The sequence below is a fragment of the Vibrio sp. 1069 genome, from assembly GCF_033340555.1.
The window spans coordinates 1-509 of the sequence record NZ_JAWOWP010000988.1 but is presented as its reverse complement, the minus strand read 5'-3'; the positions used below and the strand labels follow the sequence as shown (position 1 = coordinate 509).

The following is a 509-nucleotide window of genomic DNA, read 5'->3' as shown; positions in this document are numbered from 1 at the left end:
ACTTGGCGCAATGCACACAACCAGCCGGCTCATTTGTGCCACCTCGTGCGCAAGCTGCGCACCAAATGGCTAGCCAAGCGTTCAGCAACATTGTGGCGAAGCTAAATGGTCGTGAGTTGAAAAACTACGTGTACAAAGACCATGGTTCTTTAGTGTCTCTAAGCCGCTTCTCTACAGTAGGTAGCTTGATGGGTAACTTAACCAAAGGTTCGATGATGGTTGAAGGCCGTATTGCACGTGTTGTTTATATCTCACTATACCGCATGCACTTGATGGCACTTCACGGCGTGTTCAAAACAGGCTTGATGATGCTGGTTGGCCGTATTACCCGTGTATTGCGTCCAATCCTTAAGCTTCACTGATATCGGCGATTCAGCCAGTTTCAATGTTGAAACCATAGAATAGAAAAAGCCACCGCAAGTCGGTGGCTTTTTATTTCTGTTTTGTCCCGTCCCAAATAAGGCTTACACCTTCCAACGCTTACCGCTGTCTTACAGCAAATCTGTTGG

Annotated in this window: 1 pseudogene; it reads left to right on the top strand. The window is 47.2% G+C overall.

Annotated features, from left to right (window positions below):
• Positions 1 to 362, top strand: a pseudogene (locus R7040_RS30190) (FAD-dependent oxidoreductase); the annotation flags it as partial.
• Positions 363 to 509 lie beyond the last annotated feature (147 nt).